The organism is Caulobacter segnis (assembly GCF_031454995.1).
In the GTDB taxonomy this organism is placed as follows: Bacteria; Pseudomonadota; Alphaproteobacteria; order Caulobacterales; family Caulobacteraceae; genus Caulobacter; species Caulobacter segnis_E.
In genome coordinates, this window is sequence record NZ_JAVDRV010000002.1 from 1 (window position 1) to 26,110 (window position 26,110).

Below are 26,110 nucleotides of genomic sequence, written 5' to 3' on the forward strand. Positions count from 1 at the left end.
GCCGAAGGCGGCGAGGCGCAGGTGACGATCTTCGCCTCGGGCACCGAGGTCGGCGTCGCCGTCGCCGCGCGCGACATCCTGCAGGCCCAGGGCAAGCCGACCCGCGTCGTCTCGACCCCCTGCTGGGAGCTGTTCGACAAGCAGGACGCCGCCTACCAGGCGTCGGTCATCGGCAAGGCCCCGGTCCGCGTCGCCGTGGAAGCCGGCATCAAGATGGGCTGGGAGCGCTTCATCGGCGAAACCGGCAAGTTCGTCGGCATGAAGAGCTTCGGCGCCTCCGCCCCGTTCGAGGTGCTCTATCAGAAGTTCGGCATCACCGCCGAAGCCGTCGCCGAAGCGGCCTCGGAGGGCCTCCTGTGATCGACAGGCCTGTCTTACGGGCTGTCTTCTTTGACCGTGACGGCGTGATCAATGTCGATCATGGCTATGTGCATGATCCAAAGGCGCTGGAATGGGTCGAGGGCGCGCGCGAAATCCTCGCGGAGCTGACGAAGGCGGGCGTGAAGGTTTTGGTCGTCACCAATCAATCGGGTGTCGCCAGGGGCTATTTCGACGAGGCGGCTGTCGACGGCTTCCATGCGGCCATCCAAGCTGGGCTATCGGAGGCTGGCGCCAAGGTCGACGCCTTCTATTCTTGCCCCTATCACGAGAGCGCGCTCATCGAGCGATATCGTCATCCCGATCATCCGGATCGTAAGCCCAATCCTGGAATGATCCTTCGCGGGTTGGCTGACTGGGCGCTACGGCCCGAGGAGGCCTGCATGGTTGGCGACAAGGCTTCCGACGTTGAAGCGGCCAACCGTGCCGGCATGGAGGGCTATCTCTATACTGGTGGTGATCTCGCGGCGTTCTTACGCAGCAAGATCGTGGCTCGCTTTCATATCCAAGGATTCGAGACGTTTGGTGAGATTCGGCGGTCGACATCCTGAGATGTCTTAATTTGGATATTGCATCGATCGCGAGCTTTTTATTTGTTTTCGCAGTCGAGTGAGTTGAGTTCGTTGTGAAAGGGTCGCAGTTATGTGACCATAAAGGCTTTGGGAGCGTATGTTTCGATTGCTTGTTTGATCGACCTACGCGAGTGAAATTTCTAACTGTTTGTCCCGTTGTTTGAACGGGGATGTTGTTGTGGGGAACCTTCGATGCGCGTAGCGATGATTGGCACGGGTTATGTGGGCCTGGTGTCTGGGGCGTGTTTCGCCGACTTCGGTCACGTGGTGACGTGCATCGACAAGGATCCGAGCAAGATCGAGCGGCTGGAGCGGGGCGAGATCCCGATCTTCGAGCCGGGGCTGGATGACCTGGTCGCCCGCAACGTCCGTGAAGGCCGGCTGTTCTTCACCCTGGACGGCGCCCAGGCGATCAAGGACGCCGACGCGGTGTTCATCGCCGTGGGCACCCCCACGCGCCGGGGCGATGGCCACGCCGACCTCTCCTACGTCTATGCCGCCGCCGAGGAGATCGCCGGCCTGATCGATGGCTTCACGGTGGTGGTCACCAAGTCGACCGTGCCGGTGGGCACCGGCGACGAGGTCGAGGCGATCATTAAGAAGGTCCGCCCCGACGCCCAGTTCGCCGTGGTGTCCAACCCCGAGTTCCTGCGCGAAGGCGCGGCGATCGAGGACTTCAAGCGCCCCGACCGCGTGGTCGTGGGCACCGACGACGAGCGGGCCCAGGCGGTGATGCGCGACCTCTATCGTCCGCTGAGCCTGAACGAGACCCCGATCGTCTTCACCGGCCGCCGCACCAGCGAGCTGATCAAGTATGCCGCCAACGCGTTCCTGGCGATGAAGATCACCTTCATCAACGAGATGGCCGACCTCTGCGAGAAGGTCGGGGCCGACGTCCAATCGGTGGCCAAGGGCATTGGCCTGGACAAGCGGATCGGCGGCAAGTTCCTGAACGCCGGCCCGGGCTATGGCGGCAGCTGCTTCCCCAAGGACACCATCGCGCTCGTCAAGACCGCCCAGCAATACGGCGCGCCGACCCGCCTGATCGAGACCACGGTCGAGGTCAACGACGCGCGCAAGAAGGCCATGGCCACGAAGGTGGCCGAGGCCATCGGCTCGACGGATCTCGTCGGCAAGACGATCGGTGTGCTGGGCGTGACCTTCAAGCCCAACACCGACGACATGCGCGACGCCCCCAGCCTCGACATCCTGCCGGCCCTGCAGGCCATGGGCGCCCAGGTCCAGGCCTTCGACCCCGAAGGCGCCAAGGAAGCCGCCCACATGCTGGAAGGCGTGAACTTCAAGGCCGGCGCCTACGAGGCGGCCGAGGGCGCCGACGCCCTGGTCATCCTGACCGAGTGGGACCAGTTCCGGGCTCTGGATCTCGACCGCGTCAAGCTGCTGATGAAGGCTCCGGTCGTCGTCGACCTGCGCAACGTCTATAAGCCGGCCGAGATGGTCCGGTATGGCTTCACCTACGCCAGCATTGGCCGGGCATCGTGATGTCGCGGCGCATCTTTATCTACGGGATGAACTACGCCCCTGAATTCACGGGCGTAGGGCGCTATACGGGTGAGATCGGCGAGCACTTGGTCTCGATCGGCCATGAGGTCAGCGTCGTCACCACCGCGCCCCACTATCCGGGGTGGAAGGCGCGCGACGGCTATTCCGCCAAGGCTTGGTTCAAAGAGATGGTCGCCGGCGCGACCGTCTTCCGCTGCCCACTCTATCTTGACGCGGACATGAAGGGCTTCAAGCGCCTGCTGGCGCCGCTCACATTCGCGCTGACCTCGGCGCCGGTGGCCTTCTATCAGATCCTGAAGCAGCGCCCCGATGTCGTCCTCGCGGTCGAGCCAACCTTGTTCGTGGCGCCGATGGCCTTGCTGGCGGGTAAGTTGGTCGGCGCGAAGGTCGTGCTTCACGTACAGGACCTAGAGATCGACGCGGCCTTCGCCGTCGGCCATCTGCGCAAAGGGGGGCTCTTGGCCAAGCTAGGCGCGGCGTTCGAGCGCGTGGTGATGAAGGGCTTCGACCGCGTCATCACCATCTCGCACCGCATGGCCGAAAAGATCGTCGAAAAGGGCGTGAAGGCCGACCGGGTCGAGATGATCCGGAACTGGGTGGATGTTGATCGCATCAAGCCGCTGGCCGGCGCTTCGCCCTACCGGGATGAGCTCGGCCTGACCGACAAGGACTTCGTCGTCCTGTATGCCGGGGCGATTGGGGCCAAGCAGGGCGTTGGCCTGCTCATCGAGGCCGCCCGTCTTCTGGCTGACCGCCCCGAGGTGGTCTTTGTCGTCGCCGGTGATGGGCCCATGCGTCCGGCCCTCGAGGAAGCGGCGAAATCGCTGCCTAATCTTCGGGTGAAGCCATTTCAGCCCGAGGAGCGCTTCAACGACTTCCTGGGTCTCGCCGACCTGCACGTCCTGCCCCAGGAGCGCGGGGCCGCCGATCTGCTGCTGCCTTCGAAGCTCGGAGGTATGCTGGCTTCGGGCCGCCGTATCCTCGTGACCGCCGATGCTGGCACGGAGCTGGCGCTATTCCTGGGCGACTCTTGCGCCTTCGTGCCGCCGGGCGACTCGCGCGCGATGGCCGAGGCTATCGCGCGCGAGTCAGGGGCGGGGGCCGATCCGGACGCCAGCGCGGCGCGATTGCAAAGAGCCGCGTCGCTGGCCAAGGCGACCGTCATCGAGCGGTTCGTCGCCGCTGTCACCGAATGGCGGGGCGCGCCAGCTTCGCTCGTTCCAAACGAAAAATACTGAGGCTTCGACCATGGACCTCTCGCACCTGCAACATCTCCTTGAGGGCATCGCCAAGGCAAAAGTGCTTTGCCTTGGCGATGTGATGATCGATCGCTTCGTCTATGGCGACGTCGCCCGAATCTCACCTGAAGGCCCCATCCCCGTACTTAGCCGTAGCCGCCAGGCCGTGATGCTTGGCGCCGCCGGTAACGTGGCGCGGAACGTGGCCGCGCTGGGCGCGCATGCCGTCTTGGTCGGCGTCGTTGGCGACGACCCGACGGCGAGCGAGTTTGACCAGTTGGTCGCTGGCGAGACGCGACTTTCGGGCCGCTTGGTGCCCGAGGCCGGGCGGCGTACGACCGTGAAGACGAGGTTCGTGGCCGGTGGTCAGCAACTGCTGCGCGTCGACGAGGAAGACGCCTACGCGGTCTCGTCGTTGACCTGTGCGTCCTTGGCGGCCCAGATCAGCGAAACGGCGGACGCCAGCGTGCTAATGATCTCCGACTACGCCAAGGGCGTCGTCACCACCGAAGTCGTGGAGGCCTGTCTTCGCGCGGCCAAGGCGCGCGGCATACCCGTTATCGTCGACCCCAAGGGGCGTAGCTTCGCCAAGTACGGCGAGGTCGATCTGATCAAGCCGAACGCCAAGGAATTGGCGCTGGTGGTGGATTTGCCCGTGGGTACCGACGCCGAAGCCGAGGTGGCCCTGGCCAAGGCTCTTTCCGAGTGCTCGGCCAAGGCGATCCTCGTGACACGTTCCGAGAAGGGCATGTCCCTGGGCGTGCGTGGCGAGCCGGTCCGGCACTTCAAGGCCGCGCCGAAGGCCGTGTTCGACGTCTCCGGAGCGGGCGACACTTGCCTCGCCGCGCTGGGCTGCGCGCTCAGCGCTGGCCATGGCCTGGTCGAAGCGGCGGAACTGGCGTTGCTGGCGTCAAGCCTCGTGGTCGGTAAGCCCGGCACCGCGGTGATCACGCCAGCCGAACTGATCGAGGGCGAACTCTCCGCTCACCTGACTCCGGTCGAAGCCAAGGTCACCAGCCTGACCCGCGCGGCCGCGGTCGTGGAAGCCTGGCGCGAAAGCGGCCTCAAGGTCGGCTTCACCAACGGTTGTTTCGACATCCTTCACCGCGGCCACGTCACCTATCTCGCCGACGCGCGCCGAAATTGCGACCGCCTGATCGTGGCGCTCAACACCGACGCTTCGGTCAAGCGCTTGAAGGGTGATAGTCGGCCGGTCAACGGCCTGGAATCTCGCGCCTTGGTCATGGCCAGCCTCGCGTCGGTGGATCTTGTGGTCCCCTTCGACGAGGACACGCCGCTGAGTCTTATCGAGGCGCTTCGGCCCGACGTGCTGTTGAAGGGGGGTGACTACACGGAGGATCAGGTCGTGGGCGCCAAGGAGGTCCGGGCCTATGGTGGCGAGGTCAGGTTGGTGGAGTTGGTGGACGGCTACTCCACGACGGCCGCGATCCGTCGCATGGCGGGTGTCGCATGAGCCGGCGTTGGATTCTCGTTACGGGCGGCGCCGGTTTCATCGGTTCGAACATCGTCGCCGAGCTGTGCGCGCGCGATGACTACGACATCGCGGTCTGCGATCGCCTGCGCAGCGCCGAGAGCGGCAAGTGGCGCAACATCGCCAAGCAGCCCATCGCGGACTTCGTCGCGCCCGAGGCCATGTTCGCGTGGCTTGACGAGCGCCAGGGAGAGGTCGAGGCCATTATCCACATGGGCGCGATCTCCTCCACGACCGAGCCTGACGCGGACCTGATCATTCACAACAACTTCTCGCTGTCCAAGGCGCTGTGGGCCTGGTGCGCCAAGCACGAAACGCGGCTCATTTACGCCTCGTCGGCGGCCACCTATGGCGATGGCGCTCTCGGCTTCGACGACGCCGACGACGAGGCCTCGCTCAAGGCGCTGCGCCCGCTGAACGCCTACGGGTGGTCGAAGGCGCTTTTCGACATTCATGCGCGCCGCCAAGCTGATCGCGGCTTCGCGCCGCCTCAGTGGGCGGGTCTGAAGTTCTTCAACGTCTACGGGCCGAACGAGTATCACAAGGGCTCCATGCGCTCGGTCGTTCACCAAGTGTGGCCGGCGGCGTCAAAGGGCGAGACGGTCTCCCTGTTCCGCTCGCACCGCCCTGACTACGCCGACGGCGGCCAGCTGCGCGACTTCGTCTATGTGCGGGATTGCGCGTCAGTCGCCGTCTGGCTGCTGACCGCGCCGAACGTCAGCGGCGTTTTCAATCTGGGCACTGGCCAAGCGCGTTCTTTCAAGGATCTCGCGACAGCGGTGTTCAAGGTCGCGGGTCAGGAGCCGCGCCTCAGCTACATCGACACGCCGGCGGTCATTCGCGACAAGTACCAGTACTTCACGCAGGCGCGGATGGATCGGCTCGTCGCCGCGGGATACGGCAAGCCGTTCACAAGCCTTGAAGATGGTGTATCAGACTACGTGCTAGGCTATCTCGCGACGGAGGAAGCCTATCGGTAATTCCTTCTGGAGGTTGGGTAATTTCCTAGCCTTCTAACGATTTCGGTCGTTGAGCACAGGCATAACGGAGCCCTCTTGGTCGCTGAAGATCGTAAAATCGCGAGCTTGTCTTTCGGCTTCGGCTGCCTTGCGGTCGTTGCGTTTCTTATTCAGCTCGGTTTTCCAGACGCTCCGAAAACGCTCGTTCCAATCGTTCTCATTGGGTTCACAATTGGAATGATGATGGTCCGGCAGGGACTGTCGGATCCTGTGGTCATCGTGGCGACCTCTCTGGCCATATATGGCGGTCTTCCACTCTTTACGATGCCGGAATCCGGTACGCTTAACTTCGGTCTATCCTATTATGGAGCGTATCTGATCTATGCCACGGCATCGGTAGCGGTCATTTTTTCAATTGGCCTCTCGGTAGTTCTTATTCGGGGGGCAAAGGTCGAGCGCCGTGATGCTCCGGAAAGGCAAGATGTCTGGCTTCGGGCGTCGATAATCGCGTCCTCTATTAGTGTTATTCTCACCGCATTCTATGTTCTTCAGAATGGGACAGTTTTTACGGGGAACAAACAATACGGTGAAATGTTCCTGGCGCGACATGCGGCCGGATCAGGAATTCTTTTGCTTGGCGTGCCGTTGGCGGTTGCTGGCCTCTGCCTCCATCTATCGAGTGGCGTAAAGAGAAGAGTTGATATTCTTTTATTGAACTTTGCTCCGTTTATTTTCCTTTATATTACTCATATGCAGAGAAAATATCTCATTATACCGGCGATCATTTATGCTGCGCGGGTTATCAGGGTGAGGAGCGCGTCACGCGTCGCCGCCATCTTGGCCGGTATTTTTGTCGGCCTCGTGGTGTTCAGCTACGCCGGTTATCTCAGGATCAACAACATTTCGTTCTCGGAAGCCCTGAGCGAAAAGTCCCTGGCGGGCTTCTCAAACCAGTCTAGCGCCCAGTCCATTGGTGGGGAGACGATCATCCTCTATGCTACGGCCTCGTCCGCTTACAATGGTCAGGTTACGGCCCTTCCGATGGCGGGCGACTATTTTCTGGCGCCGATGATGTCGTTGCCCCAGTTCGTATTTGGTCGCGCGATTTTTACTAGTCTGAATGATCGGTTTTCCGAAACCGTGACCCGCGCGGCTTATTTCCGCGGCGGCGGTTGGGGGTTCTCTTTCTTTGGGGAGGCGTTCGCCGTCGGAGGCTTCGCCGTCGTGGCGCTAGTCACCTTTGTCATGGTTCTCGGCTTCCGTTGGCTCTACGTTCGGGCGCGTGCAACGGGCTGGCAAGGGGTCGCCAGCGCGGTCTGTCTCGCAAGTCTACCGAACGCGCTTTGGTTCCAGCGCAACGCCTTTGCTTACTTTTTTCGAGAGTTCCTAGTCATCCAGGTGCTTACGATACTGCTGGTTGTCGCGATGGCGATGCTTCTGACTCAGTGGTCGAGCCAGGGGGCTCGTCGGACTAAGTCCTCCTGAGATGAGCAATTCGCGCGGAGGCCTTGCTGCCGTGCCTGATCTGGTTGCCGCGCGGGATGCTGAGGTCGTCGATTTCGACACTTCCTTCGACGATATCGATCGTCGGCTTGAAGGCGTTCGAGCCGGCTCGCCGAATATCCAGCTTGCCGATGTGCACGCTTGTGGAAGCAGGGGCTACGTATAGGGCGCCGTGCCGATAGCCCCGCGAAATCGCGCTTCGTATCCTGATATGTTCGCCAGAAATTGAGATATCCGCATCCTTCGCGCCGGCACCATTGTTGATGCCGGTATAGGAGGTCATGTCGCAATCGTGCGCATGGCGGATGAAGATGCCGCTGCCGAAGCAGTCTTCACTGACGACGGTATGTATTTTTATCCTGGTACAGGGGTGTTCGGGCGACCCCTGGATCTTGATCCCGGAATTTTGAGTGTTGCCCCTTCGAAATTCCGCCGAAATAATTTCAACTCGATTTGATCCGGGTGATATTTTGATCCCTGCGTCGCAGTCTTCGGCAGTTATGCTGGATATACAAACGTCGATTCCGCCAATTAGAAAAGGATTTCCTGGTTGGTGAGGGTTTCTATATTTCCGTATCCTTGAGGCTGATATTTTTCCTATAATACATCTAGATATGTTCTGTCCCGGAGTTCCTCCAAGCATTATTGCTTGTCCGGTTATATTTGTTGCGTAAATTCGGTCTAACTTACAATCTGATACCGACGTGAATACGCATCCAGTATAATTGCAGTTTTTGATTCCGATATCTTCAAACGTGCTCGTAGTGGTTCCGTGGAACCATATCATCGGAGTTGTTCTGTCGCCGAAGTTACCATCGACGGTAACATTTCTAATAGAAATTCGATCGCCTAGGGCGTGAGTATTCTTGTTGCTCAGGGCAATGGCGTCTTCGTTGTTGTCCACTAACAGAATCGAATTTCTGAAGTCGACGCTTGCACCATCCGGAACTTCGATACAGTATTTTTTCGATATCTTCTGACCCATAGGATTCACGAAGAACTTAGTGCCTACGGAATTCAGTCTGTAAATCGCGCCAGCGGTGCCGAGGACCGTGGATCCGTTTTTGGCGGAAGCCTGCAAGGCTAGGTTTATGGCCTCGCTGTCGAGGGCCTTACCGTCTCCCTTCGCTCCGAAATCCGCTAGCCGCGCCGTGCCTCCAACATAGTTGTTGGAGCCCACGAGGGCGGACGTGAGTGCGGTGAGGAATTCGCGTCGATCAGGGGGAATGGGCATTTTGGGCATTTTCGCGACTAGGCGAAGCTCACTTGGTCGAGAGCTTTCGAAGCCTTGTCGATATAAGGCCGAATTCGCGAGAGACGAGGTCGAAGGGTGGCTTCGCGAGTGCCTCGAAAAGGCTGTTTGCGGGCATATCGAAAAAGCGCGTCACCCAGAATAGCGAAATGCCCGCGTAGGCGACGTCCATGGCGAGCACGCTGAGCGCCGCGCCGTTCAGGCCGATGTGCCTGGCGAGAAACCAGGAGAGGCCGAGATAGGGAAGCGCCATCGCGACGATCCAGAACGTCGCGCGATCCAGCTTGTTGACCGACATGAGCGCTTCCTGGCTTGGCAGCGACAGCGAGAAGAAGGCGGTGGACGCGCAGCAGATTAGCAGCAGCTCGTAGGACGGGGTGATGCGGTGCGCTGTCCAAACCGTAATCACGGTCGGTCCCGCCAGAACGACGAAGGGGATGGCGGCCAGCGCCAGCCACATCGAGAACCGGGTGGTGCCCTTGAGGAGCCCGCGCGCGCCTTCGTAGTCGCCTCTGCCGACGGCCATGGAGAGTTCGACCGTGGCGGCGTGGGCCGGAATGTCGATCGGGATGCGCACCATGCGCATGAGCATGGTCGTGACGGAATAGAGCGCGACGGCCGAAGGGCCCGCGACGCCAGCGAGAATGATCCGCGGCGCCTGCACGGTCATGCCGTAGTAGCCCAGGCTCATCGACAGCACGCCCAGCATCGGACGCCAAAGCCGCCCGATGACGGACTTCTTGAGGTGCAGGCCAGCGAAAAGGTCGGGCGCTGTCCTGTAAAGGCATACCAGCTGCGCCATGAGATAAAGGCCGGAGGTTATCAGATAGACTAGCACCGCTTGCTCCGGCCTCGCGGCGAATAGGCCGACCATGAGCAGTAGGCCCGAGAACTCGCCGAGCTGCCGCGTGGCGTCGATGAAGGTGGCCAGTCCATATCGGCCCAGAGCGCTGAGCGCGGCCTGCACCACGTTGCCGGTCGTGTAGATGATAATTTGAGCCGCCAGGACGGTGAGCACGAACGTCACCTGGTCCGCGCCCATGAAGCTGGCGTTGAGGATCTGGCCCATCGGCAAGACGCGAATCGCGATGGCGAAGGCGAGGCCCGCGGTCAGGCCGATACCACCGACCAGGGCGAGGCAGGTCTGGAAGGACTGAATGACGGCGGCGCGGTCTCCGCGTCCGTCGGCCATGGCCATGTCCGATCGCACGGTGCCGGGCACGCCGACATTGGTGTAGGCGAGGTAAGTGGTCAGCGCGGTGAGGGCCAGCCATTCCCCGTAGCCTCCCGCGCCCCAGCGCGTGATGAGCACAGGGACGGTCAGGACCTGGCCAAGGATCAGGACGCCCCGGCCATAGATCGCGCTCGCCAGGCCTTTAACCAGGCGTGTCCGAGCCGTGCTTGTCATAAATCATCCCCACGCGACGCCAATGGGTTGCTGTGCAGCTATGCCGGCAACGCCACCGAGTCGATCTCAAGTGCAGCTATTAGTCTTCTTGCGCGGAAAAAAATGTCTTTGTCACCGACATTTCTCCAATGTGTAGGCTCTATATCAGTGGTCCAAACTTTACGCTCGCCTTGCGAGACACTATGGCTCTTTCGCTCGGTAAGAGCGCAGTTGGGCTGTGGGGCGCGCCGATCATTGCGAAGCCATGAACCATGTCCGCCGAGCGCTTTGCCGGCCTTGCGCCGCCACCTTTTTACAACTGAAAGTCGAGCCCTTCATGTCTGACGCCGCCAGAGCGCCGAGCAAGGTGCTGATCTATCGCCTCGGCAGTCTCGGCGACACCGTGGTGGCCGTGCCGTGCTTCCGCCGGATCATGGAGGCCTTTCCGAACGCGGAGCGCATCGTCCTGACCAATCGGCCAGTATCCAGCAAGGCCGCGCCCCTTGAGATCATCCTTCGCGATGGCGGTTTCATCCACCGCGCCATCGCCTACCCCGTTGGACTGCGTGATCCGGCGGCATTGGTCGCGCTCGCTCGCCGCATCCGGGCGGAGCGCATAGACACGCTGGTCTATGTCGGCGGCGGACGTGGACGCTTGGCGGTGTGGCGCGACCTGGTGTTCTTCCGCGCCTGCGGGATCCGCAAGGTAATTGGCGCTCCGACGAGACCCGATCTGGCCATAAACCGCGTGGACGAGGCCGGCGTCGTCGAGCCGGAGGCCTCCCGCCTGGCCCGGTGCTTGGCGCCCCTGGGGGCTATCGACCTGCTGGCGCCCGACGCCTTCGACCTGAACCTGACACCCGACGAACACGCCAAGGCGGCGAGCCTGCTGGAGGCGCCCTTCGATCAGCCATTCATGGCGGTGAACACGGGCGGCAAGGTCGTCGAGAAAGACTGGGGCGAGGCGAATTGGATCGCGCTCTTCGGGGAGATCGCGCGGAGCCTGTCGCTGCCTCTCGTGTTCGTGGGCGGCGCGGAGGACAGCGCGCGCGCCCAAACCCTGGGCGCGCTCTGGAAAGGCCCGTGGCTTGACGCTTGCGGAAAACTGGCGCCGCGGGAAACCGCCGCGCTGCTGACACGCGCGGCGTTTTTCGTCGGCCATGACAGCGGGCCCATGCACCTGGCGGCCTCGGCGGGCGCGCCGTGCATCGGCATGTTCGGTGTCATCAACCGACCACGAAAATGGCACCCGTTCGGCGCGCGGCATCGCATCTTGCATGACACGGCGGGTGTCGAACGCATTTCGGTGGACGCCGTCCAGGAGGCCATCATGGAAATGGTGGCGACCCACATGCCGCGTGCCGCCGCTACGGAGGTGACCGCGTCGTGAGGCTTTTGCACTTGATCGCCACGGTGGATCCGGCTTCTGGCGGTCCGATCGAAGGCCTTGTCCGGCAGAACGAGGTGACGCGGGACACCGTGTCACGTGAGGTCGCCAGCCTCGACGCGCCCGACGCCGCTTTCCTGGCTGCCTTTCCGATGCCCGTACATGCCTTGGGAAATGGCGGCGGCGGACGTTTCTCGCGATACGGGTACACGCCCCGCTTCGTGCCCTGGCTGCGCGAGAACGTCCATAAATATGACGCTGTTGTCGTGCATGGCCTTTGGAACTACGTGGCGATGGGGGCATCGCGCGTACTGCCTGGCGGGCCGACGCCGTACTTCGTTTTTACCCACGGCATGATGGATCCTTGGTTCCGCCAGACCTATCCGCTGAAGCACTGGCTGAAGCAGCTGTTCTGGTGGATCGGCGAGGGGCGCGTGGCGGCCGGGGCCAAGCGCGTCTTCTTCACGTGCGAAGAGGAGCGCAGACAGGCGCGCGGGGTCTTCCTGGGCCATCGCTATCCGGAAGAGGTAGTCGGCTACGGCGCGGTAGATCCTCCCGCGGCGACCGCCGCTCAGGTCAAGGCCTTCCAGGACGCGACGCCCGGTCTGCGGGATAGGCGGTATGCGTTGTTTCTGAGCCGCATCCATCGCAAGAAAGGCTGCGACCTGCTGGTCGAGGCCTTCGCGCGCGTCGCCAAGGAGCGTCCTGACCTTGATCTGGTCATGGCTGGTCCCGATGCGACGGACTGGCGCCCGGAGCTTGGCGCGTTGGCCGCCCGGCTGGATGTCGCAGATCGCATCCATTGGCCCGGACCGCTGTTCGGGGACGCGAAGTGGGGCGCGATGCGGGGCGCGGAAGTCTTCATCCTGCCCTCACACCAAGAGAACTTCGGCATTGCCGTCGCGGAGGCTCTGGCCTGTGGCGCGGCTGTCCTGATCAGCGACAAGGTCAACATCTGGAGAGAGGTGGAGGAGGGCGGCGCCGGCCTCGTCGCGCCCGATGACCTCGAAGGGACAGAAGCGCTGCTGAGGCGTTGGTGTGGGCTATCTGACGGCGAAAAGGATGGAATGCGACGTTCGGCGCGTGCGCTGTTCGAGCGCAGCTTCGATGTTCGCAACACGGCGCCAGCCCTGATCGCGACTATAAGATCGCTGCTGTGATCCACGGTCGACGCCAAGGCGAGGACCCTTCTTTGGAAGCTGCATTCTCATGACGACCATTCTCGATGCGGCTCGGAGCCGTCCCATGGAGGGGGGCGCGAGTTTTCCGCTGTCCCACCGACTGCTGCGCGCGGCCTGGGGCGTGGTCTGGGGAGGGCTGGGCGCCTGGACGCCAACACCGCTGCACGGCTGGCGTCGTATGTTGCTCAGGTTGTTCGGCGCCAAGATCGACAAGACCGCCAAGGTCTACCCCGGCGTTCGGGTCTGGTATCCGCCGAACCTGACCATGGGCCCCTATGCCTGCTTGGGGCCTCGGTCGGACTGTTACTGCATGGCTCCGGTCTTGTTGAAGGACTACGCGTTGGTCTCGCAGGGGGCCTATATCTGCGCGGGCACCCACGACATCGACGACCCGAACTTCCAATTGCAGGCTTTTCCGATCACCCTAGAAGCCAGGGCCTGGGTCGCGGCCGACGCCTTCGTCGGGCCGGGCGTGACCGTCGGCGAGGGCGCGGTGCTGGGCGCCCGGGCCGTGACGGTCAAGCCGCTGGCCCCCTGGTCTGTCTATGCCGGCAATCCAGCCCGTCTCATCCGAGCCCGGACCTCACCCTTCGCTTCTGACACGGACCGCCCATGACGCTTGCTGTTCTAATCCTGACCCACAACGAGGCCCACCATATCGGGCGCGCGCTGGCGTCGGTGTCCGGGATCGCGACCGAAACCTTCATCGTGGACTCGGGTTCGACCGACGGGACGGTGGAGATCGCCAGGGCGGCGGGGGCGACCGTCCTGACCAACCCATGGGTCAACTACGCCAACCAATTCCAATGGGGTTTGGACAACGCGCCGATTACCGCCGAATGGGTGATGCGCCTTGACGCGGACGAGGTGATCGAGCCGGATCTCGCGAGGGTGATCGCCCAGCGCCTGGGCCAGCTTCCCGCCGAGGTCACGGGCGTCAACCTAAAGCGTAAGCACGTCTTCATGGGGCGTTGGATCCGTCATGGCGGCCGCTATCCGCTGATCCTGCTGCGCATTTGGCGCCGAGGCCTGGGGCGCATCGAGAACCGCTGGATGGATGAACACATCATCCTGGAGCGCGGCGCGACGGTGGTCTTCGAGGGGGGCTTCTCCGACGTAAACCTGGGCGACCTGACCTTCTTCACCGACAAGCACAATAAGTACGCGACCCGTGAGGCGGTCGACGTCCTCAATCAGCGGCTCGGTCTGTTCCCGCGTGACGAGGCGCTCGGCGATGCGTCGGAACAGGCGACCAAGAAGCGTGGTGTCAAGGAAGGCTTCTACAACCGCCTGCCGTTCGGGCTGGGACCGATAGGCTATTTCCTCTACCGGTACTTCTGGCAGCTCGGCTTCCTGGACGGCAAGGAAGGCGCGATCTACCACGGCCTTCAGGGTCTTTGGTACCGCTTCCTAGTTGATGCCAAGCTGCTCGAGCTTGAGCGCGCGCTGGCCGAAGTGGAAGGGCGGAAGGCTAAGCTCGCTCTATTGGCGCGCCTGACGGGGCTGAAGCTGCCGGCGGCGGATGCGGATTGACCGGCTCTTATATCGAACGCCCCCGCCAGTCGCGGGGGCGTTCGACACGCAAGGCGAGGGCCCTTTAAAGGCCGCCCACGGCTATTGGCGGCTATCGGCCGATAGGAAGGCCTGGTAGGCGCGTTGCACACCGTTCGGAAGCGCGATGCGCGGCGACCAGCCCATACCGCGCAGCTTATCGGCGCTCATAAGCTTACGGGGTGTGCCGTCAGGCTTGGATGTGTCGGTAATGATCCGACCATTGAAACCCACGACCTCGCAGACCAGCTGGGCTAGCTCGAGGATGGTAATGTCCTCACCCGAGCCCACATTGACGTGCTCGAAGTCCGAATAGGTCTTCATCAGGAACACGCAGGCGTCGGCGCAGTCGTCGGCGTTCAGGAACTCGCGGCGCGGCGTGCCCGTGCCCCAGATCGTGATGCTGTCGGCGCCGGCCAGCTTGGCCTCGTGCGCCTTGCGGATCAGGGCCGGCATCACGTGGCTGCTGTTGAGGTCGTAGTTGTCGCCCAGGCCGTAGAGGTTGGTCGGCATGGCGCTGATGAAGTCGCAGCCGTGCTGCTTGCGATAAGCCTGGGCCAGCTTGATGCCGGCGATCTTGGCGATCGCGTACCACTCGTTGGTCGGCTCAAGCGGACCGGTGAGCAGGGCGTCTTCCATGATCGGCTGTGGCGCGAACTTCGGGTAGATGCACGACGAGCCTAGGAACAGCATCTTGCCGACGCCGCTGCGCCAGGCCGCGTCGACGATGTTCGTCTCGATGACCAGGTTCTTGTAGAGGAAGTCGGCCGGATAGGTGTCGTTGGCCAGGATGCCGCCGACCTTGGCCGCCGCCATGAAGATGGCGTCCGGCTTTTCCTTGGCCATCCATGCTTCGACGGCGCTCTGGCGCTCGAGATCGAGCACGTCGCGGCCGGTGGTCAGGATTTCGCAGCCTTCGGAGGCGAGGCGCCGAACGATGGCGGATCCGACCATCCCGCGATGGCCGGCCACCCAGACGCGCTTACCCTCGAGAGGGAAGATCACGTCATTCGGCATTGCGACGCTTCTCCCGCGCGACATTGATCATGTCGGCCGCGACCATTTCGGCGCAGAGCTGCTCCCACTTGGTTTCGTGGACCCAGCCGAGCTTGGTCTTGGCCTTGGTCGGGTCGCCGATCAGCAGCTCGACCTCGGTCGGGCGGAAGTAGCGCGGATCGACCTCGACCAGCACCTTGCCGGTCTCGGCGCAGGTGCCCTTCTCGTCGACGCCGGTCCCCGACCAGTTGATCGTGATGCCCACTTCCGAGAAGGCCTTGGTCACGAAGTCGCGGACCAGGGTGGTTTCACCGGTGGCCAGGACGTAATCGTCGGCCGTTTCCTGCTGCAGCATCAGCCACATGCCGCGGACGTACTCGCGGGCATGGCCCCAGTCGCGCTTGGCGTCGAGGTTGCCCAGATAGAGCTTGTCCTGGAAGCCTTGTTTGATGGCCGCGACAGCGCGGGTGATCTTGCGGGTGACGAAGGTCTCGCCGCGCAGCGGGCTCTCGTGGTTGAACAGAATGCCGTTGCTGGCGTGGATGCCGTAGGCTTCGCGGTAGTTCACCACGATCCAATAGCTGTAGAGCTTCGCGGCGGCGTACGGGCTGCGCGGATAGAACGGGGTCTTTTCGCTCTGCGGCACTTCCTGCACCAGGCCGTACAGCTCCGAGGTCGAGGCCTGGTAGAACTTGGTCTTCTTCTCGAGGCCCAGGATGCGGATGGCTTCCAGCAGACGCAGGGTGCCGGTGCCGTCGGCGTTGCTCGTATATTCCGGGGTCTCGAAGCTGACCTGAACGTGGCTCTGGGCCGCCAGGTTGTAGATTTCGTCGGGTTGGGTCTGCTGCACGATCCGGATCAGGTTCGTGCTGTCGGTCATGTCGCCGTAGTGCAGGATGAACCGCGGATCGGCTTCGTGCGGATCTTGATAGAGATGCTCGATCCGGCCTGTGTTGAACGACGACGAGCGCCGCTTCACGCCATGGACCGTATAGCCCTTCGAGAGCAGCAGCTCCGACAGGTACGCGCCATCTTGCCCGGTCACGCCCGTGATGAGCGCGACCTTACCATTGCTTTTAACCGTCATTAGATCCCCACCATCAGGAACGCGGCTATTTCGCCTTGCGTAGCCGCTCCTTATCCCATGCATATGAACGACGCGAGACTGAATATGCTTTGTGCCGCCAAAAGTTCTGATTGGGCGTTGCGAGAGCAGGTAGCGGCCCGCCGTGTCCAAGTCGCGGGGGGACTTAAGTGAGGCGCCCGCCGATGTTCGTTAGAACTGAGCTTTTATTGATTGCCTAACGGGCGCGGTCCTGCTTTTGGGAGCTTGGCGATGAAGCCGCGCTGATCATGGGGGTTCGGGTGGGGATGCAGAGGGCGCGAGCGTCGAAAGAAGTCGTCGCGGGACTGGATGCGGCTCGGGCTCTGGCGGCTGTTTATGTTGTGGTTCACCACATTGCCATGGATCGAGGCGTGTCCGGCCTACTCGGCGCTACCCTCAGGTTGGGGCAGGAAGCGGTTATCGTGTTCTTTGTTCTCAGCGGCGTGGTGATATTTCTTAACGAATATAATCGCGTGAGCGGATTGTGGGCGTATTGTCTAAGAAGATTGCGGCGGATTTATCCCCCTTTGATCGTGTCGTTCTTCGTATCCGCCCTCGTAGCGCTGGACAATGGAGAGCTTTTTTCGAAGTTCAGCGCCGCGAATTTGTTGGGAAATCTGGCGTCTCTTCAGGACATCCGTGGGTTGAAACCCGGGGTGTGGGTTGATCCGTTCCTCGGAAACTCCCCCCTTTGGTCCCTCTCCTACGAAGTCGCGTTCTACGCGATCTTTCCAGCGGTCATGATTATCTGGAGGCGCTCTCCCGTCCTCTCATCCCACGTCGTGGGCGCGATTTCGTGCCTAGCCTATATTTCCTACGTCGCTGCGCCTAACCATCTTTCCCTGGTCGTAGCCTACTTCCAAGTGTGGTGGCTGGGCGCCATGGCGGTCGCTCAAGCTCTGAAGGGGTACCGAACGGCCGCGTCTTTGAAGGTGGAATTATTCTGGAGTTTCGCTCTGTGCGGGTTGGCCGCGGCCGCGGTGGCGATCGCGGGATACAAGGGGTTTGGCTACTATCCTTTTCTGCAGTTCCGGCATTTCTTTCTGGCGACGGTCGTTGTGTGCGCCTTGTTTGGGCCGGCCGGCTTATTCCTCGCCGCTGGCGCCGCGAGATGGGCTGGAGCGTGGGCTTTTATTTCATCGATCTCGTACGGTTTGTACATTTTCCACTACCCGCTAGTCGTGCAATGGAAGCGCGCGCACAGCTTCGCTGGCCTCCTGTTCGCGGGGAGCATGCTTCTAGTTTGCGCCTGGGCCTTTGACAGACAGTTGAACCGCGTTTTACCCAAGGCTCCTGCTTAGGGTGAGGGCGGGGTGCGCGGCGGCGGGCTATGGTCGGGGGCTAGTCGGGACCGTGCTGTCCTTTTGAACGATCGCGATCATTGATTTCGCCAGCGCGGGTATTCTTCCCACGTTTTTCCATCGTGGGCGATGAAAGCCGCCATCCGCTAGAAGGCGGGTCAGTGTGCGTTTTGACCAGAACTTGATGTGCATGTGCTCATGTAGCGCCGTGAAGTGCTTGTCCCAGCCGTCGACGATAGAGATCGCCAGATTTTTCCAATACCCATGGTACGGAGTCGTGATGATCAGCACGCCGCCGGGATTCAGCGCCCGCTGACACGTTTCGATCATCTTCTGTGGCGAGTACAAGTGCTCGATCACTTCGGCGCTCACGATGGCGTCGAACAAGCCGTGGGATGTGAGGTCGTCGTAGGCGGAGCCTCTGATGAAGGACAGTTCTGGATAAGAGAGGCGAGCGGCGTCGATCCCGTCGCTCGATGGCTCGATCCCGACGGTGTCATAGCCCGCCCTCGCAAGCGCCGCCGTGATCCTGCCATTTCCGCTACCAAGGTCGAGAACCCTTCGTGGGCGCTTTTCGCCCAGAACCTCAAGTATGGCGGGGAGGAGGTAGTCGTGGCTCTCAACGGCGTTGGTTGACCAGCCGTATCGCTCGATCGTGCCCATGATGCCCTTCCCCTGGCGATCTGGTGCGCTCAATTTCGATACTTTGGTATGGCGGACGATTGATTGTAAAGCCTCCGGTGAATTTTCGATGGCGGCGAGGCCGGCGAAGCCGTGATGCGCTATCCGCCCCCGATATCGTGATTATTTGACGGAAAATTCGCGCCCGTGCATCGGTGTGGGTGACGACCATAAGAACAAGGCGGGGAAACGTTGTCGGAAGGACGCGCGCGCGTCGTGGCCTGGCTGGGGCGGGAGATCCTGCCCCATGAAGCTTCCGTGCGCGCCTGGTTGCGGCGCTCGTTCGCCGCCGCTGGCGATGTCGACGACATCATCCAGGAGACCTATTGCCGCTTGGCCGCCTTGACCAACATCGAGCACATCGACCAGCCGCGCGGCTATTTCTTTCAGGCCGCGCGTAGCGTCGCGCTGGAGCAGATTCGCCGCGCCCGCGTGGTGCGGATCGAGACGGTCAGCGAGATCGAGGCGCTTGACCTAGCTCTGGAGGATCCCTCGGCTGAACGCATCGTCTCTGGCCGGCGAGAGCTTGAGCGGGTGAGGGGACTGATCGCCGATCTGCCCGAGCGATGCCGCCGCATCTTCGAGATGCGCAAGATTGAGGGTGTTCCCCAGCGCGAGATCGCCCAACGCCTGGGGGTTACCGAGAATGTCGTCGAGAACGAAGCGGTGAGGGGGCTGCGCGCCATCCTCGCGGCCATGACCGAGCAGGACGCGCCGACGCGCGCCCATGGAACGAGGGACCGGGGAGCGAGAGAGAAGAGCGATGGTCGAACGCGAAAGCGCCGCTGAGATCGAGGCGGACGCCGCCCGATGGGTGGTTCGCCTCGACCGTGACGGCAAGAATCCGGACCTGCGCGCCGACCTCGGGACCTGGCTGGCTGGCGACCGTCGGCGCGTGGGCGCCTACGCCCGGGCCCAGGCGGCCTGGACGCACATGGATCGCGCCAGCGTGCTGGCGGGCGAGTCTGCTCCGCGCGAAGTCGGGCCGTCCCTGGTTCGCCGCCGAGGCGTGATCGCGGGCCTTGGCGCCTTGGCCGCCGGCCTCGCCTCGGCCTTCATCGCGCCGCGCTTGCTGGCCCGCCGCTATGACACCGCCTTGGGCGAGATCCGGCGCGTGCCGATGTCCGACGGGTCCGTCGCGGCGATCAACACCGACTCCACTCTGGAGATCGCCATGCGGCCGAACCTGCGGGCGGTGAAGCTTGAGCGGGGCGAGGCCTGGTTCGCCGTGGCCAAGGATCCCGAGCGCCCCTTCGTGGTCGAGAGCGGGCCAGTACGGATCCGTGCGGTTGGCACGGCCTTTTCGGTGCGCAAGCGCGAGGGGGGCAGCGACGTTCTGGTCACCGAGGGCGTGGTCGAGGTGTGGACCAAGGACGGCGAGACGCCGGCGCGCCGCGTCGCCGCGGGACAGCGGCTGTTCGCCGCGAATGACGCGGACGTCTTGACCTCGCCCAGGGGCGACGCGGACCTTGGGCGCCAGTTGGCCTGGCGCGACGGCCAGATCGTTTTGGACGGCCAGACGCTGGCCGAGGCCGCCGCCGAGTTCAATCGCTACAATGACCGCAAGATCGAGGTGGCCGATCCGCGCCTGGCCAATGAGCGCTTCGTTGGCTGGTTCCGCACCAACGATCCGCAAGGCTTCGCCGAGGCCGCCGCGACGACTTTCAATGGCACGGTCAGCCTGAACAACGACACCATCGTTCTGCGGGTCGGCTGACGTCTCCTAGGAAATTTTTCTGCGATCGCTGACGGAAACCGGTTTCCCGCTCATCGCTTGAGGCAGGTGCTCCCAGAAGCGCCGCTTGAACAACGTTTAGAGGGAGGGGCCGTATGCGGACGTCGCTGCGCAACCACAACACCAAATCCTATTTGATGCTCGCCGCCGGTGCGACCACGCTGCTGGCCGCCGCCAGCGCCCAGGCCCAGGTGCGCAAGTTCGACGTGGCCGAGCAGCCCGCCGCCACGGGGATCCCCCAGTTCGGCAAACAGGCCGAGCTGCAGATCCTGGCGCCGCAGGGCGCGGTGCGGGGCAAGCGCGTGAACGCCGTGCGCGGCGCCTATACGGTCGAGGAAGGCTTGGCGCGTCTGCTGCGCGGGGCTGAGCTGACCGTTGTCTCCAACAACGGGCGAACCGCGGTGCTTGGACAAAGCGCGTCGCTCCAGCTGGCTTCGACCGCCCCCGTGCCGTTGATCGCCGCCCAGGCCGCCGCCCCCCTCGCGCCCCAGGAGCCCGAAGCCGCCGCCGAGGTCGAGGAGATCGTCGTGACGGGTTTCCGCGCCAGCCTGCAGAGCGCCATGAACATCAAGCGCCGCGCCAGCGGCGTGGTCGACGTCATCAAGGCCGAGGACATCGCCGACTTCCCGGACGCCAACCTCGCCGAGTCCATCCAGCGCGTGCCCGGCGTGTCGATCGCCCGGGACGCCGGCGAGGGGCGCCAGATCACCGTCCGGGGCCTTGGGCCTCAGTTCACCCGCGTTCGCATCAACGGCGTCGAGGGCCAGAGCACGACCAGCGGCACCGACAGCTCGGGCGGCGCCAACCGCAATCGCGCCTTCGACTTCAACGTCTTCGCCTCGGAGCTCTTCAACAGCATCACCGTGCGCAAGACCGCCTCGGCCCAGACCGAAGAGGGTTCGCTGGGCGCCACGGTGGATCTGCAGACCGGCCGCCCATTTGACTACAAAGGCGCGACCTTCGTGGTCTCGGCCCAGGAGGGCTATAACGACCTCTCCAAGTCGTGGGACCCGCGCCTGGCGGTCCTGGCCTCCAACACCTGGTTCGACGGCAAGCTCGGGGCCCTGGTCTCGGTGGCCTACACCAAGCGTGAATTGCTTGAGGAAGGCCACGGTTCGGGCGGCTGGCTGAACGGGACGGAAGTGGGCGGCTTCAACAAGGCCTCGCCCTTCGCCCAGGCGAGCTCGGCCTCGGTCTTCACCCCGCGCTTCCCGCGCTATGGCCGCCTGACCCACAACCAGGAGCGCCTGGGGATCACCGGCTCGTTCCAGATGCGCCCCGACGATCGCACCCTGATCGGCCTCGACGTCCTCTATTCCGACTTCAAGGCCACCCGCGAGGAGAATTGGCTCGAAGCCTTGTCGTTCGCCCGCAACGCCTCGCAAGGCGGACGGCCCGAGATCATCGTCCGCGACGGCGTCGTCAACGCCAAGGGCGACATGGTCTACGGCCTGTTCGACGATGTCGACGTCGAGAGCGAAACCCGCTTCGACAAGCTGGATACCCGGTACAGCCAGGCCACCTTCACGGCCGAGCACGAGTTTGGCGACCGCTTCAAGCTGAGCGGTCTTGTGGGATTCTCGAAGTCTGATTTCGACAACCCGATCCAGACCACGGTGATCCTCAATCGCGAGAACGCGGACGGCTTCTCGTACGATTATCGGAACAACGCCAAGCTGCCGTCGATGAACTTCGGCTTCGATGTCACCGATCCGCTGGCCTACAACTTCGGCGCCGCGCGTTCGGAGATCCGGCTGCGGCCGCAGGGCGTGACCAACAAGATCGCCACGGCCCAGCTGGATGGCGACTATCGGATCAACGACGGCCTGTCTTTGAAGGTCGGGGTCAATTTCAAGAAGTACAATTTCGACTCCTGGGCGCAGGCGAGGGTCAATGAGTCGGTGGTGCCGACCCTGCCGGCCGGCGTCACGCTCTCGAGCCTGACCAAGATGGTCTCGGGCTTCGGCGATGGCCTGGGCGCGTCGGGCATCCCCACCCGTTGGGCCGCCCCGGACCTCGACGCTTTCGCCAAGCTGTTCGACATCTATAGCGGCAAGGGCCTGTTCGAGCTTTCCGGCGCCAGCAATTCCAACGCGCGCGGCAACATCCGCGGCGTCGAGGAAAAGGACAGCGCCGCCTACGCCCAACTGGATTTCCAGACCGACCGCCTGGCCTGGCCGATCCGCGGCGACATCGGCGTTCGCTACGTCAAGACCGAGCAGAGCTCGACCGGGTATCAGCTGGTGGCCGGCGCGGCCCAGCAGACGACCGTCAATCGCGACTATGACGACGTCCTGCCGGCCCTGAACCTGACGGCCGAGGTCACGCCCGACTTCCTGCTGCGCTTCGGCGCGGCCAAGGTCATGACACGTCCGAACCTGGGCAGCCTGACCCCCGGCGGCAGCCTGTCGACGGTCGGCGTGTTCAGCGTCAGCTCCGGCAATCCCTACCTGAAGCCGATCCGCGCCACGACCTACGACCTGTCGGCGGAGTGGTACTTCGCCAAGGACGCCCTGCTGTCGGTGGGCCTCTTCTACAAAGACATCGAGAGCTACATCCAAACCTCGCGGATTTCTCAGCCGTTCAACGCCTCGGGTCTGCCGCTCAGCCTGCTCGACGGCTTGGGCGTCTCGGCGAGCGACACCTTCCTGTTCAGCCAGCCGGTCAACACCGAGGGCGGACCGCTGAAGGGCGTGGAGATCAGCTACCAGCAACCGTTCAGTTTCCTGCCGGACGTCCTGCGCAACACCGGCGCGATCTTCAACGTGACGCTGGTCGACTCCAAGATCGACTACATCTCGGCCCGCTCGCCGACCGGGTTCGTGCAGAACGATCTGGTGGGGCTGTCGAAGAACGCCTTCAACGCCACCCTCTACTACGAGGATGAGAAGTTCAGCGCCCGCGTCTCGGCCGCCTATCGCGACAAGTACCTGACCGCCGTTCCCAGCGGCACCAGCACCAACGACATCGACGGCGTGCGCTCGACCACCACCGTCGACGCCTCGGCCTCCTACGCGATCAACAAGCGTCTGAAACTGACCTTCGAGGGGCTGAACCTGACGGACGAGTTTAACGATCAGTACACGGATAGTGTCCGCAACAGCGTCTACGTCTATTCCCACACCGGCCGGCAGTTCAATTTCGGGCTGCGGTACTCCTTTTAGGCCATTCCTCCTCCCGAGGAATTTGGGGCGCCGGTCCTTCCCGTCCGGCGCCCGCTCTTTCTTGATCTCTCGCCTCGGAAAGACACATGTCGCCATCGCCTCCTTGCCGCCGAACGGTCCTGGCCGGCGCCGCGTTGCTGGCCCCAAGTCTCGCCCTGGCCGCTCCGCGCTACGACGCTGCCCTGTGGCGCGGGACGGGGCGGAACCCCTACGGCGCCCCTGGCTATCCAAGCCTTTCGGCCGCCATCGCGGCGGCCCCAGCCAGCGGAACCCGCCCGTTCCGGATCCTCGTCACGCGCGGCGTCTGGGACGAGCAGGTGGTCATCGACAAGCCGTTCGTCGAGCTGGTGGGCGAGGACCGCGGGGCCTCGATCATCAGTCACTTGGCCGCCTCGGGCCTGACGGCGCCGGACGGCAAGCGCTGGGGCACGTTCCGCACGCCCACCCTGTTCGTGCGGGCGCCGGACTTCGCCGCCAGCAACCTCACCATCCAGAACGCCTTCGACGGCCTGGCCGAGATGTCCAAGCCGGGCGGCCTGCACTCGCACGACGGCGCGGGGCCCCAGGCGGTCGCGCTGATGCTGGACAAGGGCTCCGACCGCGCGCGCCTGCGCGAGGTGGATATTCTGGGCTACCAGGACACCCTGTTTCCCGACGCCGGAACCAGCCTCTTCGAGCGCTGCCTGATCACCGGAAGCTACGACTTCATCTTCGGCGCGGGCCGGGCCCTCTTCCGCCGGTGCGAGATCCGCTCGCGGCCTCGCCCGGTCGATCCGATCGAAGGCTACATCGTCGCCCCCAGCACGCCGATCGACCAGCCGGTCGGCTTTGTCTTCCACCAGTGCCGCCTCACCAAGGAGGCGGGAACCAAGCCGGCTTCGGTCTATCTGGGGCGCCCCTGGCGGCCTTCGAGCCAGTTTTCCGACGGCCGTTACGGCGATCCGAAGTATGTCGGCATGTCCGCCTTCATCGACTGCTGGTTGGACGACCACATCGCTCCGGAGGGGTGGACCCAGATGTGGTACACCGGCAAGGACGGCAATCCGCGCACCATGCTCCAGCCCGAGGACGCGCGGTTCTCACAGTTTCGCCTTTCAGGGCCGGGGAGCGCCGGCTCCTTCAAGCGTGGCCGTTGGTTGTCCGCGTCCGAGGCGGCGGCTTTGGTCTCGTCCGCCCTTCGGTTGGCCGTGTAGGATCAAGCTCTGCGACGGCTCTTCAGTTCGAAGGGGTCAGGATGATCCCGTCGGCCGCTTCGCTTAGGGTCAGACCATGCGTCGCCGCCACCAACCGCGCCGTCTCGCGCGGGGCCGTCGCCCGGAAGCGGCCGGTCAGGCGAAGTTCTGCCAGCGCGGGCCCGCTCAGCCTCAAGGGGTGTCGGGCGTTGGCGCGATTGAGCTCGATCACGAGGTCGCCGAGCCGGCCGTTGTTCAGCTCGATCCAACCGCTACGCCAGTCGCCGGCCGCGGCGGGATCGAAGCGGAGCCGCCCTTCGATCCCGCGCGCGGAAACCCGCACGCTCTCGCCGGCGACCACGACCGCCGACCGGTCGGGGTCCGCGGCCGAGACAACCCGCACCTTGCCCTCGCGCACCGTGACCTCGGTCGCGTCGGCCAGCCGATTGACGTTGAAGGCGGTGCCCAGCGCCGTGACCGAGGCGTCGCGCGCATGCACGGTGAAGGGGCGGGACGGGTCGTGGGCGACCTTGAAGAAGGCCTCGCCGCGGTCGAGCCTTATATTCCGCGCGCGTCGCGCCAGGGCCACGCGCGCCTCGGAGTCGCCGTTCAGGGTCACGCTGGAGCCGTCGGCCAACACCTGGATCCGTTGGCGGCCCTGAGGAGTCTCGAGCTTGAGGGCGGATCCTGGCCAGGCCGCGACCACGACGGCGGCGGCCACCGCCGCGCCGGCCAGCGCCCATGGCGCCAAGCCTTGGCCGCGCGGCTTGATCTTGATTCGAGCCGTCGCGCGGGCGTTGGCCATGGCGTGACGCAAGGAGGTGGAGGCGATCAGGTCGCGATGCGCGGCCAGCAGGGCCTCGCGACGCGGCTCGACCGCCAGCCAGGCTTCCAACTGGGAGGCGTCTGGAGCGGGCAGCGGGGCGGCCGCCAGGCGGTCGGCCCAAAGCGCCGCCAGATGATCGTCGGTCATGTCGAGATGGGTTTGGCGCATGCGGGCTATCCTTCGCCCCGCGCGGAAAATCCATCCTGGTGGACCTTGCGCAGGGCCGCCGACGCGCGGCTGTAGTGCTTCTGGACCGCCTCGGGGGTCAGGCGCAGATCCTGGGCGATGCGATCGTAGCCTTGGCCCTCCAAGCGTCGGCGCAGATACACTTCCCGCCGAAGTCTCGGCATGGCGGCGATGGCGCGGGAGAACGCCTCGGCCAACTCCCGTCCCTCGAGAAGGGCGCCTGGACCCGGCTGCTCGCAAGGCTCGCCGTCGTCCAACGCTTCGAAGCTGGGTCGTTGGCCGCGGTCGCGCATCAGGTTGTCGAGCACGCGAAACGCATAGGCCAGCGGATTGAGCAGGGGCGCTCGGCGCGCGCGCTGCAGGAGGCGTAGCACCGTTTCCTGAAAGAGGTCTTCGGCTTCGTGGCCATCGGCGCCGCGTCGGCGAGCATAGGCCTTCAGCCGGGTCTCATGCGCGCGCACGGTCTCGAAGACCGGCACGGGTTCATTCTGCGCCATTCCTGGATTCCAGGTCTCGCCGC

The 26,110-nt window shown here is 63.7% G+C and carries 23 protein-coding genes; 16 read left to right on the forward strand and 7 right to left on the reverse strand.

Annotation, left to right across the window (positions count from 1 at the left end; translation table 11 throughout):
* The 7 genes from J2728_RS06335 to wzy all read left to right on the forward strand — a co-directional run.
* On the forward strand, positions 1-360 hold a 360-nt coding region (locus tag J2728_RS06335), incomplete at its 5' end, for a transketolase-like TK C-terminal-containing protein (RefSeq protein WP_309997608.1).
* The gene (locus tag J2728_RS06340) at positions 357-929 is read left to right on the forward strand and encodes a D-glycero-alpha-D-manno-heptose-1,7-bisphosphate 7-phosphatase (RefSeq protein ID WP_309997609.1); all 573 of its coding nucleotides are present in this window, start codon (positions 357-359) and stop codon (positions 927-929) included. The genes J2728_RS06335 and J2728_RS06340, both read left to right, overlap by 4 nt.
* 213 nt (positions 930-1,142) lie before the next feature.
* Entirely contained in the window at positions 1,143-2,453 is a 1,311-nt protein-coding gene (locus tag J2728_RS06345) for a UDP-glucose dehydrogenase family protein (protein ID WP_309997611.1), read from the forward strand.
* The gene (locus J2728_RS06350; protein WP_309997613.1) at positions 2,453-3,712 is read left to right on the forward strand and encodes a WcaI family glycosyltransferase; all 1,260 of its coding nucleotides are present in this window, start codon (positions 2,453-2,455) and stop codon (positions 3,710-3,712) included. Before J2728_RS06345 ends, J2728_RS06350 begins: the two co-directional genes overlap by 1 nt.
* 10 nt (positions 3,713-3,722) lie before the next feature.
* Positions 3,723-5,186, forward strand: coding sequence for a D-glycero-beta-D-manno-heptose 1-phosphate adenylyltransferase (rfaE2, locus tag J2728_RS06355; RefSeq protein WP_309997616.1), 1,464 nt, complete (start codon positions 3,723-3,725; stop codon positions 5,184-5,186).
* Complete coding sequence (gene rfaD / locus J2728_RS06360; RefSeq protein ID WP_309997617.1) at positions 5,183-6,184, forward strand: ADP-glyceromanno-heptose 6-epimerase; 1,002 nt, start codon at positions 5,183-5,185, stop codon at positions 6,182-6,184. The genes rfaE2 and rfaD overlap by 4 nt, the downstream gene beginning before the upstream one ends.
* Positions 6,185-6,259: 75 nt before the next feature.
* On the forward strand, positions 6,260-7,648 hold the full coding sequence (gene wzy / locus J2728_RS06365; protein WP_309997618.1) for an O-antigen polysaccharide polymerase Wzy: 1,389 nt from the start codon (positions 6,260-6,262) through the stop codon (positions 7,646-7,648).
* Here wzy and J2728_RS06370 read toward each other — a convergent pair.
* Together J2728_RS06370 and J2728_RS06375 are read right to left on the reverse strand one after the other, a co-directional pair.
* Entirely contained in the window at positions 7,635-8,900 is a 1,266-nt protein-coding gene (locus J2728_RS06370) for a hypothetical protein (RefSeq protein WP_309997619.1), read from the reverse strand. The two genes, wzy and J2728_RS06370, sit on opposite strands and share 14 nt — an antisense overlap.
* Positions 8,901-8,928: 28 nt before the next feature.
* Positions 8,929-10,230, reverse strand: a complete 1,302-nt coding sequence (locus J2728_RS06375) for a lipopolysaccharide biosynthesis protein (protein ID WP_309997621.1) — start codon at positions 10,228-10,230, stop codon at positions 8,929-8,931.
* 412 nt (positions 10,231-10,642) lie between these two features.
* On the opposite strand from J2728_RS06375, the gene J2728_RS06380 reads away from it, so the two are divergent.
* Genes J2728_RS06380 through J2728_RS06395 form a run of 4 tightly spaced genes read left to right on the forward strand, consistent with a single transcriptional unit; the run spans position 10,643 to position 14,406 of the window.
* The gene (locus J2728_RS06380; RefSeq protein WP_309997623.1) at positions 10,643-11,695 is read left to right on the forward strand and encodes a glycosyltransferase family 9 protein; all 1,053 of its coding nucleotides are present in this window, start codon (positions 10,643-10,645) and stop codon (positions 11,693-11,695) included.
* Between the two features lie 11 nt (positions 11,696-11,706).
* Positions 11,707-12,852: a glycosyltransferase gene (locus tag J2728_RS06385; RefSeq protein ID WP_309997624.1), complete on the forward strand. Its 1,146-nt coding sequence runs from the start codon at positions 11,707-11,709 to the stop codon at positions 12,850-12,852.
* A 49-nt stretch (positions 12,853-12,901) separates the two neighbouring features.
* Positions 12,902-13,489, forward strand: a complete 588-nt coding sequence (locus J2728_RS06390; protein WP_309997625.1) for an LbetaH domain-containing protein — start codon at positions 12,902-12,904, stop codon at positions 13,487-13,489.
* Positions 13,486-14,406: a glycosyltransferase family 2 protein gene (locus tag J2728_RS06395; RefSeq protein WP_309997626.1), complete on the forward strand. Its 921-nt coding sequence runs from the start codon at positions 13,486-13,488 to the stop codon at positions 14,404-14,406. Before J2728_RS06390 ends, J2728_RS06395 begins: the two co-directional genes overlap by 4 nt.
* 81 nt (positions 14,407-14,487) lie before the next feature.
* On the opposite strand, the gene fcl is transcribed toward J2728_RS06395, so the two are convergent.
* A complete protein-coding gene (gene fcl, locus J2728_RS06400; protein ID WP_309997627.1) occupies positions 14,488-15,465 on the reverse strand; it encodes a GDP-L-fucose synthase in 978 nt (325 codons plus the stop codon).
* A complete protein-coding gene (gene gmd / locus J2728_RS06405) occupies positions 15,431-16,507 on the reverse strand; it encodes a GDP-mannose 4,6-dehydratase (protein ID WP_309997629.1) in 1,077 nt (358 codons plus the stop codon). Before gmd ends, fcl begins: the two co-directional genes overlap by 35 nt.
* Before the next feature lie 284 nt (positions 16,508-16,791).
* Here gmd and J2728_RS06410 point away from each other — a divergent pair, with 284 nt between their 5' ends.
* Positions 16,792-17,826, forward strand: a complete 1,035-nt coding sequence (locus J2728_RS06410) for an acyltransferase family protein (RefSeq protein ID WP_309999413.1) — start codon at positions 16,792-16,794, stop codon at positions 17,824-17,826.
* Between the two features lie 27 nt (positions 17,827-17,853).
* Here J2728_RS06410 and J2728_RS06415 read toward each other — a convergent pair whose 3' ends face one another.
* Complete coding sequence (locus tag J2728_RS06415; protein WP_309997630.1) at positions 17,854-18,489, reverse strand: class I SAM-dependent methyltransferase; 636 nt, start codon at positions 18,487-18,489, stop codon at positions 17,854-17,856.
* A 210-nt stretch (positions 18,490-18,699) separates the two neighbouring features.
* On the opposite strand from J2728_RS06415, the gene J2728_RS06420 reads away from it, so the two are divergent.
* From J2728_RS06420 to J2728_RS06435, 4 genes are all read left to right on the forward strand, one after another.
* The gene (locus tag J2728_RS06420; protein ID WP_309997632.1) at positions 18,700-19,296 is read left to right on the forward strand and encodes an RNA polymerase sigma factor; all 597 of its coding nucleotides are present in this window, start codon (positions 18,700-18,702) and stop codon (positions 19,294-19,296) included.
* On the forward strand, positions 19,271-20,224 hold the full coding sequence (locus J2728_RS06425) for a FecR family protein (protein WP_309997633.1): 954 nt from the start codon (positions 19,271-19,273) through the stop codon (positions 20,222-20,224). The genes J2728_RS06420 and J2728_RS06425 overlap by 26 nt, the downstream gene beginning before the upstream one ends.
* 113 nt (positions 20,225-20,337) lie before the next feature.
* Positions 20,338-23,406 carry a TonB-dependent receptor gene (locus tag J2728_RS06430; protein WP_309997634.1) on the forward strand — a complete coding sequence of 1,023 codons (3,069 nt, stop codon included), beginning with the start codon at positions 20,338-20,340 and terminating at the stop codon, positions 23,404-23,406.
* 86 nt (positions 23,407-23,492) lie between these two features.
* The gene (locus J2728_RS06435) at positions 23,493-24,599 is read left to right on the forward strand and encodes a pectinesterase family protein (protein WP_309997636.1); all 1,107 of its coding nucleotides are present in this window, start codon (positions 23,493-23,495) and stop codon (positions 24,597-24,599) included.
* A gap of 22 nt (positions 24,600-24,621) precedes the next feature.
* Here the strand turns inward: J2728_RS06435 and J2728_RS06440 are convergent, their stop codons facing one another.
* Both J2728_RS06440 and J2728_RS06445 read right to left on the reverse strand, forming a co-directional pair.
* The gene (locus tag J2728_RS06440) at positions 24,622-25,572 is read right to left on the reverse strand and encodes a FecR family protein (RefSeq protein WP_309997638.1); all 951 of its coding nucleotides are present in this window, start codon (positions 25,570-25,572) and stop codon (positions 24,622-24,624) included.
* A gap of 5 nt (positions 25,573-25,577) precedes the next feature.
* Positions 25,578-26,087 carry an RNA polymerase sigma factor gene (locus tag J2728_RS06445; protein ID WP_309997639.1) on the reverse strand — a complete coding sequence of 170 codons (510 nt, stop codon included), beginning with the start codon at positions 26,085-26,087 and terminating at the stop codon, positions 25,578-25,580.
* Positions 26,088-26,110: the final 23 nt, after the last annotated feature.